Annotated in this window: 9 protein-coding genes and 1 pseudogene; 4 read left to right on the forward strand and 6 right to left on the reverse strand. The window is 55.3% G+C overall.

Annotated elements, in window-relative coordinates:
- The first annotated feature begins 3 nt into the window (after window positions 1–3).
- On the forward strand, window positions 4–1,674 hold the full coding sequence (locus FRD01_RS07220; protein WP_146958718.1) for a DUF6178 family protein: 1,671 nt from the start codon (window positions 4–6) through the stop codon (window positions 1,672–1,674).
- Here FRD01_RS07220 and lysS read toward each other — a convergent pair.
- The 3 genes from lysS to FRD01_RS07235 form a co-directional block, all read right to left on the reverse strand.
- A complete protein-coding gene (gene lysS, locus FRD01_RS07225) occupies window positions 1,671–3,311 on the reverse strand; it encodes a lysine--tRNA ligase (RefSeq protein ID WP_146958719.1) in 1,641 nt (546 codons plus the stop codon). The genes FRD01_RS07220 and lysS overlap by 4 nt on opposite strands.
- 105 nt (window positions 3,312–3,416) lie before the next feature.
- The gene (locus FRD01_RS07230; RefSeq protein ID WP_146958720.1) at window positions 3,417–5,537 is read right to left on the reverse strand and encodes a serine/threonine protein kinase; all 2,121 of its coding nucleotides are present in this window, start codon (window positions 5,535–5,537) and stop codon (window positions 3,417–3,419) included.
- A 15-nt stretch (window positions 5,538–5,552) separates the two neighbouring features.
- Complete coding sequence (locus tag FRD01_RS07235) at window positions 5,553–6,527, reverse strand: PEGA domain-containing protein (protein WP_146958721.1); 975 nt, start codon at window positions 6,525–6,527, stop codon at window positions 5,553–5,555.
- A gap of 168 nt (window positions 6,528–6,695) precedes the next feature.
- On the opposite strand from FRD01_RS07235, the gene FRD01_RS07240 reads away from it, so the two are divergent.
- The 3 genes from FRD01_RS07240 to mtnB are packed head-to-tail and all read left to right on the forward strand — an operon-like array spanning window position 6,696 to window position 10,188.
- A complete protein-coding gene (locus FRD01_RS07240; protein WP_146958722.1) occupies window positions 6,696–8,396 on the forward strand; it encodes a serine/threonine protein kinase in 1,701 nt (566 codons plus the stop codon).
- A 35-nt stretch (window positions 8,397–8,431) separates the two neighbouring features.
- Complete coding sequence (locus FRD01_RS07245; RefSeq protein WP_146958723.1) at window positions 8,432–9,586, forward strand: acyl-CoA dehydrogenase; 1,155 nt, start codon at window positions 8,432–8,434, stop codon at window positions 9,584–9,586.
- Window positions 9,586–10,188, forward strand: a complete 603-nt coding sequence (gene mtnB / locus FRD01_RS07250) for a methylthioribulose 1-phosphate dehydratase (RefSeq protein WP_146958724.1) — start codon at window positions 9,586–9,588, stop codon at window positions 10,186–10,188. Before FRD01_RS07245 ends, mtnB begins: the two co-directional genes overlap by 1 nt.
- On the opposite strand, the gene purD is transcribed toward mtnB, so the two are convergent.
- The 3 genes and pseudogenes from purD to FRD01_RS24845 all read right to left on the reverse strand — a co-directional run.
- Window positions 10,167–11,414, reverse strand: a complete 1,248-nt coding sequence (gene purD, locus FRD01_RS07255; RefSeq protein ID WP_146958725.1) for a phosphoribosylamine--glycine ligase — start codon at window positions 11,412–11,414, stop codon at window positions 10,167–10,169. The genes mtnB and purD overlap by 22 nt on opposite strands.
- Window positions 11,415–11,424: 10 nt before the next feature.
- Window positions 11,425–12,924 carry a bifunctional phosphoribosylaminoimidazolecarboxamide formyltransferase/IMP cyclohydrolase gene (purH, locus tag FRD01_RS07260; RefSeq protein ID WP_146958726.1) on the reverse strand — a complete coding sequence of 500 codons (1,500 nt, stop codon included), beginning with the start codon at window positions 12,922–12,924 and terminating at the stop codon, window positions 11,425–11,427.
- Between the two features lie 26 nt (window positions 12,925–12,950).
- Window positions 12,951–13,073: pseudogene (locus FRD01_RS24845) on the reverse strand (sigma factor-like helix-turn-helix DNA-binding protein); the annotation flags it as partial.
- Window positions 13,074–13,448 lie beyond the last annotated feature (375 nt).

Raw genomic sequence — 13,448 nt, forward strand, 5'->3', positions numbered from 1 at the left:
GTCGTGGCACGCGAAAAGATTTCAGAACTCGTACAATCTCACTCATTCCTTCCCCAAGTTCCTGCTCGGGAGCAGATACACTGGATGCTGGACCGACCCGATGCCGATGCGTTTATCGAGGCTCAAGACCCGGTCGTCTTGCTTCGCGTCATGGAGGAGGCAGGCTGGGAAGAAGCCAGTGCACTCGTCCCGTACATTAGCCCGTGGCAACTCCAAGTCTTTCTCGACTTCGATGTTTGGAGAAAGGACCGTTTCGTCAGCCAAAAGTTGATTCGCTGGTTCGAGACAGCTCTTGAGCTCGCCGACGACCAGAAGTTCAAGCGATTCTGCCGCGAAACGGATGCGGAGATGCTCGCCCTGCTCTTCCAAGAACACCTCATGGTCGGGCTTTTTGACGAAGATGGCGATCCACCGCCGGAATTCAATGCGTACGATTGGTCCAACAGTCCCGACGGAATCTACGCCATCGTGTTCCCGGAAGACGAAGAAATGTCGGTACTCCTGCGCAACATGATCAACCGACTCTACGAAGTCGACCGCGTCATGGGCTGGACCCTGCTCGAGGCTGCACGTTGGGAGCTCCATTCGAATATGGAAGAAGAAGCTTATCGATGGAGAAACTCCCGACTCGAAGAGTTCGGGTTTGTCAGTCGCGAAGAAGCCATGGATATCTACCGGCCAATCGACCCCGTGAAGCTGAGGGACAAGGGCTACCAAGATATCGAACACAAGCGGCTGGACAAGATCGGAAAGACCACGCTCCCTGCGCTTTTCGACCCGAGCCAGACTGGCAACTTCTACATCCTCCAGATACTGGACGCCCTGCCCGAGGACGAACTCACCCTGCTCTTCAACGAGCTCATCGCGGTACAGAATCGCGCGCTGTTAGCCGATGGTGTGGAGCCGTCGAACGCCGCTATCGCCCGAGAGATCACCGAGAGAACACTCGGCTATATGAGCGTGGGCCTTGAGTTTCTGGCACGTGGAGACGACGACGAGGCAGAGGCATGGATCTCCAATCTCGCGATGAGAGAGATCTTTAGGGTTGGGTTCTCTCTTGTTTCAAGACTTCAACGAACGGCTCGAGAGCTTGAAAAACGGCCAACGCTTACCATCTTGGAAGGCGAGCGATTCTCGTTGCTCAACGAAGACGAACGCGCCTTTTTCGAGGGGATTTCTAGACCCCGACCAGTTCTTCAGGACCCGGAGGGATTCAGGAACTTCGAGCGCCAAGCCGATATCGACTCCGCAGCGGGTCGGCTAGCGCTTATCGCCTTCAAACAGATTTGGACCTTTGGAATCGAGAAGTTCGAGGCGGCGAGCATCGCCGAACTAGCGACCACCTGCGCAAACCCAGCGACTGAGCTCGGATTCGACCTCCTCTTCCGAACGCGCGTCGCTAACGAGCTTCTCAAACAGCCTTCTTATGCGCCGCTCGATACAACGAAGCTCGCTGAGCTGGCCCAGCTAGTCAAAGAGCGGTCTCAGAATGACGACTTGTTCCAGTACTTTAAAGAAATGATGGCCGATACCGTTGTGGCTGTCGGTCCGAACGCGGCTCGCCCAATCTCCGCTTGGATCAGCGCGAGCATTGCACGCCTCAATGAGGAGATTGGAAGCGTGGTGAACCCCGACCCAGCCCTTTTGGGAGAAGTGGTACTGCTCAAGGCTTAAGCGGAGACCTTAGCCCACTTTTCGGGGCCGAGCTTTTCTTCGAGCAGTCGAAGGGTCTCTTCTTTACCGTAGAGGTCAATGAAGGTCCCAAGTCGGGGTCCACGCTCTTGTCCAAGCAGCAGCTTGTACATGGTCGCGAACCAAACCCCGAGCTTCATTCCAGCCTCTTTGCCCGCCGAGTAGGTGGCGCTCTGCAACGCCTCCGCACCCTGGATCTCTGGGTTTCTGAGCGCTGCGACCAAAGCCCCGAGCGCCTCAAGAGCTGCCTCATCCTCGGGGACTTCGTAGACCTTTGTCGGCACGATGAAATCTCGATAGAACTGTAGCGCTCTGTCGATCATATCATCGATCGTCTTGCGGTCAGAATCTGCCGATGGTGCGTAGCGAAGGATGTAGTCCCATACAATCTCGGAGTCGTCCGTGTTGAGCACGTTTACCAGGTTAAGAAGCATCGAGTAGCTGACTCCAGCGCTATACTGCACCGACTCGCCGCGCCGAATTGCGGGTTGCTCCAAGAAGAAGATCGGATTGTTGACTCGATCTTCTGACTCCTGCCCAAACTTCTCTCGGTCGCTCAGATAGTCGTCCACACTCTTTGGAATCATGTCGAAGTAGAGCTTCTTGGCCTTGATCGGGTTTTGATAAATAAACCACGAAAGACTCTCAAGAGGTCCGTACTTTAGCCACTCATCGATTTCGAGTCCGTTTCCTTTGGACTTAGAGATCTTCTGGCCATTTTCGTCCAAGAACATCTCGTAGAAGAATCCCGCAGGTGGCTCTCCACCAAGGACTTTGACGATTTCCGAAGAGAGATTCGCGGACTCGATCAAGTCCTTGCCGTACATCTCAAAATCCACTCCGAAGACGTACCAACGAAGCGCCCAATCTACCTTCCAGCCTACTTTGACGCGGCCATCAGTCACCGGAATTCGCTCGCGATGACCGCAAGCGGGCACTTGAATTCCTTTGAAGTCAAAACCGTTGGAACACGAATACGTCAGTTCACCATCCGCAGGATAAACCTCCTCAACGCGTGTGGTGTAAACCTTTCCGCAGTTCGTGCACACAGGCATGAAAGGGCTCCACGCAGACTTATCGCCCTCGTCATCGCGCTTTTGGCCAAGGGTCGGGAGAATGATTCCACGCACGTCGTCGTACTTCTCGAGAATCCTCAGCAAACCGTGATTAAAGACACCACCGCGATACTGATCCTTCGAAGACTTGAACTCGTAATCAAATCCAAAATGGTCCAGAAAGCGCCTCAGTTTGGCATTCATATAGCCCGAGAAACTCTCCTCTTCGCCAAAGGGATCAGGAATCTCACAAAGCGGCTTTCCCAAATGCTTCTGAAGCATTTCCGTATTGGGAATATTGTCCGGAACCGCACGCAGCCCGTCCATATCGTCGGAGAACGCAAAAAGCTGGGCAGACTTGCCGGTCATTTGCTCGTAGGCGTACCTCACCCACGTGGTGCGAGCGACTTCCGCGAACGTTCCAATATGTGGCAATCCGCTCGGACCGTACCCTGTCTCGAAGAGCACCGCTTCGCGTTTGCGCTGACCACTGGCGGTTTCTCGTTCAACTTTATCGATGGCATCTTGGGCCGCTTGATATGGCCACGCCTTGAGATCTGACATTCGACTCTCCGATTAAAACGCAAAAGAAAACCCATTGAAGGGTTGCGCACTACTTAGGTGATTTCAGGAAGGCTGGCAACCTAGTCCACGGCGCGACGGGGCGCCTCAGTCAAAGAGCGGAATGATCTCAGGCTGCTTCGGCTTGGGTTTGGGCTTTGGCTTCGGTTTGGGCTTAGGCTTCGGCTTAGGTTCCGGCGCCACTGGCTCAGGCTCAGGCTCGGGCTCCGGTGCCTCGATCTGAGTGAGCTTCAAATTGAAGGTGTGTTCGCCTGCCTCCGTGAACTCAACCTTCTCTGGCTCAAAACCCTCTTTGGTCACCGCAACCTGAAGGGGGAGCTTATCCACTGAGAACTCGAATCGTGCAGGAGTAGTGCGTGGTTCCTCTCCCTCGATTTCTACTTGAGCGCCTTCCGGCACAGAGTAGACCCTGAAGTCGATGACCTTTGGTTCTTCCACAGGAGCTTCGATTGGAGCTTCGCTTCCAACCTTCTTTTCCACAGGAGGCGTCACAGCAACCTCTGGCTTGTCATCACGACCAGAGAGATAGAAGAAGGTTGCGACGATCAGCAAAATACCCACAACCAAGAGGCCCACGACCCCGGCGAGTATCAAAAGCCACTTATTGCGCGCTTCCTTTTGTTCGGGAGCGACTTTGCTCGCGTCGTACTCCACAAACTCAGTTCGGTACTCGTTGATTTGGCCAGGGCCCTGTCCAGGGACTCCAGGATTCGGAAAACCTTGAGACGGATTGTTCTGAGCGCCTGAAAACGGCATCGGAGCGCCAACACCCTGACCCGGCACCTGAGAAACGTTTTGGGCATGGTCCACAGGCTGAAAGCCCTGTGACGGGCTCGGAGCGGGCGCAGACCATGACGGGGTCGGCAAGTTGGCCGATGGGGTAACACTCGGTGTTGGGTTGGACTCCACAGGCGCGAATTTGGCCGTCGGAGCTGAGCCACTTAGCGATGGGACATCACTGATGTCCACCATCTCTGTCGCGCCCTCCATCGGGTCGGACTCCTCGTCCAACCCGGTATTGCCAGGAATCTGTACTTTGGGCGCCGACGCAGGCTCTTCGTAGCTCGGAACATCCACAGCACTGAGCATCTGAGTGGCACCGTCGTCCTCAACCGCGTCCCCACCGAGATTTAGCGGTTGTCCGGCACTCAGAGCCGCTATCGCCTCATCCGCGTCGATTCGCATGGTCGGTGCGTAATCCTCTTCGTCCTCATCATCATCCTCGACCTCACCGACCAACACGGAACCCGTGGTCATGACTGGCGTCACCTCTCCTTGTGTGGAAGGAAGTGGCGGTTCAGGCTCCACCGGAGTCCTGGGGTTCGAGCTAGGCAGGACGTAATTCAGACTCGCCAATCCCGAGACGCCCGAGTCCAGCGCTTGAAGCATCTCATCAGCACTTTGGTAGCGCTCAGAGAGCTCCTTCTTCAGGGCCTTCTCAAGCCACGGCCAAAGCGACGAGGCCTTTAACTCCTCAGGCACCTTCAGCGGCTCAGGCGAGAGCTGAGCTTGAGCCGCTTCCACCGAATTCTCAAAGTTTAGAAGTGGCTTACCGATGATGGCTTCCGCCATCGTAATCGCGATCGAATAAACGTCACTCGCTGGTGTCGGATTGTCTCCCCGAAGAAGCTCCGGCGGCATATACCTCGGGCTGCCGAGCGCTACGCCCGCTGCGGTCAAGTCCGTATCTCCCATGACCGTCTTTGCGATGCCGAAGTCGAGAATCTTCACGAAGTCGCGCTCGCCATAGATATTGCAGAGCATGATATTCGCAGGCTTGAGATCTCGATGAACAATGCCCTGCGCATGCGCCTCCGCAAGTGCCTTCAGGATACCTGGAGCCATAGCGCGCACGCGGTCCTCGCCCAACGCCCCGTCTTGTCGAATAACCTCGACGAGATTCCTACCGTCTAGGTACTCAAGAACGAGGTACATCGACCCATCCGGTGCCTCGCCAAAATCGTACTGTCGGATGGTATGCGGATGGTTCAGATTCCGAGCCATCATGGCTTCGCGCTTGAAACGCTCCTTCATCTGCTCCTGCATCTTGGGATCGCCGGCAGGATGTAGCATCTTCACTGCTACGTCGCGTTCCATCCCCAGCTGCACCGCACGAAACACAACGCCAAAGCCCCCACGGCCAATCTCTTCGACCAACCGATAGCGATTCGAAATGACGTCCCCGACTTGGGCCATCCCTTCAGACATGGATTTCCTACATTTTTAAAACGCGCCGGAAATGCTCAGACCTGCATGATCAGACCCGAAGACCGGCGTAACACTCAAGCTCTCCTCATCTTGGTCTTGGAGGAGCAGATATGTCAACCAACCACCGCCGCCAGCGATCAGCGCCGCACCACCAATATAGCCCACCAAAGCCATAGTCGCCTGTGAGGATCGCTGCTCGGTCAGTCGCTGATAGTCCGACGTGCCTGGGGCAAACGCCTCACGCTCCTCGTCTGTTCCCGGAATCAGAACAAGGTCAGAAACCAAGCCGAGCACGACAAGCCCTACGCCCACCCCAGCAATACCGCCTGCCACATAGTGATACGTGTAATCAGGACCAGTGCTAGGAATGCGCACTGGCTCTTGCACAACCACGGGCTCGGGAACTTCCTCGACTTTTTCCTGCATGGAGGCTGCCACCGTTGCATCGCTCTGCGGTGAAAGTTTTACGGTTCTCTCAAAAGTCTCGTAGCCTTCTAATGTGAAGACGAACTTCTGCTCACCTTGGCCCAAGAGCACGGTCTCGAAAGGGGTCTTTCCAAGTTCCTTGCCATCGAGCGAAACGCTAGCCCCAGTAGGAACGGAACTGAACATGACGCGACCTGACGCTTCGTCGTCGAACGCGTCGCACGCAAGCTCGTCAGCCTCTTTATTGGCGGTCTTTACCAGCGAGTCTTCAGCGTCGTCGGCGCGAGAAAACGCCTTAAAGTACGCAACTGCATTGGCACAATCACCACTGCGCGCGTACGACCGAGCAATGTTGAGCAAGAGACGAGAATTCGGCTGAATACGATTCGCAGTCAACAAAAGCTCGACCGCCTTATCGTAGTCTTCTGCATCATAAGCCGTCTTGGCTTGCCCAATCGCTTCTTCAAACGTCAAATCCTCGGCCCACACGCTGGACGAGCACGCGAAGATGCTCGCGCCTGCAATGATGGCCATTCCCAAACGTGTAATACTTTCTCGACTCACAACCACCGCCTTTGGCTCAATTCCTAAATTACTTTCACTTATCCGGTCTTGGTGCAATCTACTAGAGCTTTCGTGGTCGGCGCAAGTTTGCTACCGTCTCACGAACGTTGATTTTCCAGATACATTAAGAGATAACGCCCGGCGAACCGTGGCACGATAGGAAGCACGATGCAAGGCCTGCCCCAGATTGGCGACATTTTAGACGAGACATACCGAATCGAATCTCTTCTCGGACAAGGCGGATTCGGTGCCGTCTACCTCGCGCGCCAGATCTCGATGGATCGACAGGTCGCCATCAAGGTCCTTGTGGCTCATGCGATGAACGTCGACGAGATGATTGAACGCTTCCGGCGAGAGGTCATGGCAGTCCGGAATCTTCAGCATCCAAACACCATCAGGATTTATGATTTCCGCGGGGACCGCGAAGATGGCCTGCTCTACTACGCCATGGAGTTCATCAAAGGGGACACTCTTAAGGACCAGATGAAGGGGCCGCTCCCCCTCGATCGCACTATCCATATCCTCAGGCAAATCCTGAAAAGTCTTTCGGAAGCACACTCCTATGGCATCGTGCACCGCGATTTGAAGCCTGCCAACATCATGATTGCGGACCTTCACGGCGAGCGAGATTTTGTGAAAGTTGTGGACTTCGGGATCGCCAAAATTGTTGGCCAGGCTGAAGAAGATGACGACGCAGACCCGCTGACATCCGCTGGCGTTTTGGTCGGCACACTGCGGTATATGGCCCCCGAGCAAATCACCGGACAAGGCATCGGTCCCCAAAGTGATATCTACGCGCTGGCACTTATCGGTGTGGAAATGCTCACCGGTAAGAGCGTTTTTGAAGGCACGGGTAGATGGGAGGTCCTGCACAAACAAATCAGTGACGACCCCGTCGATATCCCGCAAGAGGTTATCGATTCGCCGCTCGGTAGGATCTTCGTCAAAGCACTCGAAAAAAAGCTCGACAGACGTTACACCTCTGCCGACGAGATGCTCCAAGACCTCAATGAGTTGGTGCAATCTCGTGGGGGCCAGGTCAGCGTCCCAACAGGACTTCAGCCTGTGCAGGTACCCGTAGCAGCGCCGGCACAACCTGCGCCGAAGCCCGCAGACGATGACGCAACGCAAATGGTGGAAATGGCCGAGTTGCCACAGGCCCCGGCGCCACTTCCAGAGCCTCAAACCAAACCATCGACCCCAGCCCTAAATCCGGGGCTGAGCACCAAGCTGCCTTCTAACGACGACACCGGCCAGATCGAGATACCGCAAAAGAAATCCCCGATTGCGCTGATTCTAGTTGCTGTCTTGGTCGTTGCAGGACTTGGTGGTGGAGCCTACTACTTCCTCGGCATGCAAGGCACGACAGCAACGCCCGACGCCAACGCCAGTGCCATGGTTGAACCTGAAACACCTACCACTGTCGCGGCCGAACCCGTTGCAGCCGAGCAAGTCGAAGAAAAATGGGTTGAAGTTAAGACACCCGGAGTCGTGGCGACACTCTTTGACGGAGAGACCCGAATTGACCAAACCCCCTTGCGGGTCAAGGTCGAAGGTAACGAAGCATACGTGCTGAAAGCGGACGGCTACATTGACTCGCCGCTCACACTTACCAAGGACTCTCCTGCTTCCGTAGATGTCGCGCTCGTTGCCAATCCGGTGCCCCCAGCAGAGCCCGAGGTTGAGCCTCCCGTCGTGGAGAAGCCCGCCGAACCCGAACCAGACCGCGTTGCATCCAAACCCTCAGAGCCGGCCGCGAAGACGAAGAAGGAACCGGTCAAGACGAAGAAGCAACCTGAGACCAAGTCCAATGACGACTGGGTCGACATCAAGCCCGCTGAAAAGAAACCCGAAGTTCCGATTTTTTAAGTCAAAGATCTACACTTTAAGTATTGAGGTGAACCATGAGCACGCCACTCACTGTGCTTAGCGAAGACGAAATCATGTTCCAACAAGCGGTCCGAGATTGGGCACGCAAGGAAGTTGCCCCTAAGGTCCATGCCATGGACCAGGCAGGCCAGATCGACAAAAGTATCATTAAGGGCGCGTTCGATTTGGGACTCATGGGAATCGAAGTCCCGGGACAATACGGTGGCTCCGAAAGCTCCTTCATGATGGCCATCCTCGCCATCGAAGAAATCGCGACCATCGACCCAAGCGTCTCGGTATTTGTCGACGTGCAGAATACTCTCGTCAACAACGCCATCCATAACTTTGCGTCCGACGCTCTCAAAGAGAAGTACTTCCCAAAACTTTGCTCCGAATGGGTCGGCTCCTACGCCCTGAGTGAGCCCGCGAGCGGATCCGACGCGTTCGCCCTTCAAACAAGAGCGGAAGATTGTGGTGATCACTGGAAGCTCAATGGCACCAAGCTATGGATTACGAACGGCGCCGAAGCTAGCTTCTATATTGTGTTCGCCAACATCGACCCATCCAAAGGGTACCGTGGAATCACCGGTTTCCTGGTCGAGCGTGAGTTCGAAGGGTTCAGCGTTGGTAAGAAGGAAGACAAACTTGGAATCCGCGCATCTTCGACCACAGAGCTCATCATGGAGAACTGCATCGTTCCCAAAGAGAACGTTCTCGGCGAAGTCGGCAAAGGCTATAAAGTTGCTATTGAGACCTTGAATGAAGGTCGCATCGGCATCGGAGCCCAAATGATCGGGCTCGCCAAGGGCGCATTTGATGGCGCCATGGCGCATATGATGGAGCGCGAACAATTCGGCCAAAAAATCGCTGAATTCCAAGGTCTTCAGTTCCAATATGCAGAAGTCGCGACGCGTATCGAAGCCGCTCGACTCATGGTCTACAACGCAGCCAGACTCAAAGACGCCGGCAAGCCGTTCGTCAAAGAAGCCGCAATGGCCAAACTCTATTCGAGCCAAGTCGCAGAATACGCCGCCTCAAAATGTGTCGAATTCCACGGCGGAGTCGGCTTCACCAAGGAGTTCCTCGCTGAGAAGTTCTACCGTGACGCAAAGATCGGGACGATCTACGAGGGCACCTCGAATATGCAGCTTCAAACCATCGCGAAACTGCTTCTTTCGGAACGTTCCTGATGACTTTCGATCGTGAGAAAGCCTCCCTAGACATGATCCAGGCAGGCAGGGCATTTTATCAGTTCGGTTGGCTCTTGGGCACGTCCGGAAATCTCTCCGTGCGTGCCTCAGACTCAACCTTTTTGATCACTGCGTCCGGGAAGAACAAGGGCGAGTTGCAAACAGACGACTTCCTCCTTTGCGACCTCAGAGCAGCCCCGGCTGAACCAACCATTCACAAGCCGAGCGCCGAAACACTGGTCCATTCGCTTCTCTACGCGGCAGACCCAAAGATCGGGGCAATCTTTCACGTTCACCATCTAGACGCTGCACTTTGCTCTACGCGCGATGAAGCTGAGGGTGAGACCGTCTTTGAGGGACTCGAGATGATCAAAGGCCTTGATATCTGGGACCGAGAGCGGATTTCGGTGCCCATCGTCCCTAATCACCTCGAGATTCCAAAACTCGCCGAAGCCATCCTTGGTGCCATGACGAATGTGCCCTCCGTGATGGTCCTGCGGCACGGGTTTTACGCGTGGGGGCAAAACGCCTTTGAGGCGCGGCGGCATGTCGAAACGCTAGCCTACCTCTTTTCCTACGCCTACAGACGTCCGATGTCTTGACGGTATTGAACACCTTCCCACTTGATCTTCTTTACGTCTGAGTACGCCATCTTGAGGGCGTCCTGAGGTGTACCTGCGCTTGCTGCCACGCCTAAGACACGCCCTCCGGACACGGTCCATTCTTCGGCCTTCTTGACTCCAGAGTAGAAGACCTTCGAGCCTTCCACCAAGTCCAAGCCAGAAATCACTGCCCCCTTTTGGGGGGATTCCGGATAACCTTCGGCAGCCATCACCACCAGGGCCGACGACGAACACACACCGGGAGCTAGGTGTTCAAGTCCACCATCCATGGCAGCCAGAATCGGCTCCAAGAGGTTAGATTGCATGCCAATCAAAATAGCCTGAGTCTCCGGGTCCCCCAGCCTCACGTTAAACTCCAAGACATAGGGGCCATCCTCGCAAAGCATGATTCCCGCATATAGGAACCCTCGGTAAACGACCCCACGGCGCTTCAAGACCTCTAGGACTGGCTTGATGACTTCCTCGATGAGGCGGCTTTCCAGCTCGGGTGTCGTGTGAGGTGACGGCACCACGGCCCCCATGCCACCGGTGTTTGGTCCCTCATCACCATCTAGCAATCGCTTATGATCCTGACTGGTCACGAGCGGAAAGACCGTATCTGAGTCCGTGATCACCATGAAAGAGAGCTCCGGGCCTTGCAAGAACTGCTCGATTACGACCCTCGCTCCAGCCTCTTCAAACCGCCGGTCTTGCATCATCGAAACCAATGCCTCGCGAGACTCTTCCTCGGTCATCGCGATCACAACACCCTTTCCCGCTGCCAAGCCATCCGCCTTGATTACAATCGGGTGAGAGCGCTTCGAAACATAGTTCAATGCGTGTTCGAGATCCTCAAAAACGGCGTATTCAGCGGTCCTAACGCCGGCCTCCAACATGACCTCCTTAGCGAAAGCTTTTGAAGCCTCAAGACGAGCCCCTTGACGATTCGGCCCAAAAACCTTGACCCCTTGCCGTTCGAGTTCGTCCGCTACCCCTGCACATAAGGGGGCTTCTGGGCCAACGACCACCAAATCCGTGTTGTTTTCCCGGCACCATAACGCGACCTGATTGGCGTCCGTAGGTACCAGGTCTACACAGCCAGAGATCTCAGGATCGGCCGCAATTCCGGGGTTGCCGGGAGCGACCCAGACATCTGCACCGTCTCTGGCCAATTTCCACGCAATCGCATGCTCGCGACCTCCGCTGCCCAAAACTAGTACTTTCACTGGTGCCTCTCTAATGTTTGAAGTGCCTCGTGCCCGTAAACACCATCGTAATCCCAAGGGCGTCGCACGCCTCGACTACTTCAGCGTCACGTTTCGAGCCGCCAGGTTGAACGATCGCGCGAACACCTCCCTCGGCAGCCTTCTCAACACCGTCGGCGAAGGGAAAGAAAGCATCACTCGCGAGAACCAACGCTCCACTCGGTCTAGTCTCCGACTTTGCGGCCACACCACGCAATGCCGCCTCCACCGCATCAACGCGACTCATTTGCCCTGCACCAACACCGAATGTTCGAGTCCCTGCCCCAACAACAATCGCGTTCGACTTCACGTGCTTCACGACGCGCCACAAAAACTCCATCGCGTCTAAGGTTTCCCGATCGGGCTTCAGTTTTGTGGGTACCTCGAGGCCCTCTATCTCCCACCTAATGCGGGGATCAGCTTCTTGTTTCAGGGTGCCAAATGCGGTGATCCGTGATTGCAGAGGCGGTAATGAAAAGCCTTCCGGAATCTCAAGGAGTCTGACGTTCTTCTTTTTGCTGAGTTCGTCGAGCGCCTCTTCACTGAAACCCGGCGCAAGAACCACCTCCCAAAAGGTCCGTGAAATCTTCTGGGCGAGTGAGAACTCTACCTTTCGGTTGAGCGCGAGAATCCCTCCAAACGCGCTCACCGGGTCTCCTGCCAACCCGTGTTCAAACGCAGTCTCAATCTCTCTTTGAGACGCAACACCACAAGGGTTCGTGTGCTTTACGACCACGGCTGATGGGTCGTCGAATTCCAACACGGCAGCGAGCGCCGCTTCTGCATCGAGAAGATTGTTGTAGCTCAACTCTTTGCCCGATAGCTGCTTCAAGCCACGAAGCACAGGCGCACTGGGTTCGCGCACCAACCACGCCTTCTGATGTGGGTTTTCACCATAGCGAAGCGCGCCATCCTCTCTACCAACCAGGTAGGTCCAAATCGCCTCGTCATAGCGGCTCGTATGATGAAACGCCTTCGCTGCCAGTTCTTTTCTGAGGCTCAACGGGCCTTCCAAGAGATCGCCCCGTTCGTAGTCGTTGGGATCCACCACCACCAAGATATTTTCGTAATTCTTGGCTGCAGCTCTCAGCATTGCCGGGCCACCGATATCGATATTCTCGACGATCTCCTCGTGTTCAGCGCCTGATGCTACCGTACTTTCAAAGGGGTAGAGGTTGACGACGAGGACCTCGATATTAGCCAAACCATGCTCATGCAAGGCATCCATATGCGCTGGGTCCTTGCGTTTAGCCAAAAGACCACCATGAACGGCTGGATGAAGAGTCTTGACGCGACCATCCATGATCTCTGGAAATCCGGTCACGCTGCTGACATCCACCACCTCAAATCCCTGCGCGCGCAAATACTTCGCACTGCCGCCTGTAGAGAGGAGCGTGTAGCCGGCCGCTACAAGTCGCTGCGCGATAGACTCCAAACCTGACTTGTCAGAAACGCTGAGAAGAGCAAATGGTCCCGCTTGGTTGTTTCCCATAATTCTACGTGAGGTTACGCTTCGGACTACATGTCCGAATCTGGCTCATCGTCGTATCCCACACGGAGCTTTTCGAGTCCAGTGGCTTCCACTTGACGAATCCTCTCGCGGGTCAGATTGAGCAGCTCACCGACCTCTTCGAGCGTGATGCCGCCTCGGTCAGCGACGTCTAGTGCACAGGTCTCAGACAACTCCCAAACCTCAAGGTCAGGGAAGTTCAGTTTGATCGATCCCGTGTGTGGATTCACATCCAGGAAGAGATGGTATTTGCACGACACGTAAGGACATGGTCGATCTGCCATACGGCAGTCGTCGCGATGCTTGGGCCGCAAGTGCTCGAGTTGGTCGAGCAATGCTTCGGTTGCCTTGCGTTCTTCCTCGGTGAGGCGCTTGAGTGCAATCGTTTTTGAACGCCGCAATCCCTTGCGAGCTCCCCTTGCATTTGCCGTTCGTCGCGTCTGTTCGCTCTTGGCCATAATTTCGACCGTCCGTGGCGTATGAGTCGTGTAAGCGTGAATGAACGG

Origin of the sequence: Microvenator marinus, assembly GCF_007993755.1 — a bacterium.
In the GTDB taxonomy this organism is placed as follows: domain Bacteria; phylum Myxococcota_A; class Bradymonadia; order Bradymonadales; family Bradymonadaceae; genus Allomicrovenator; species Allomicrovenator marinus.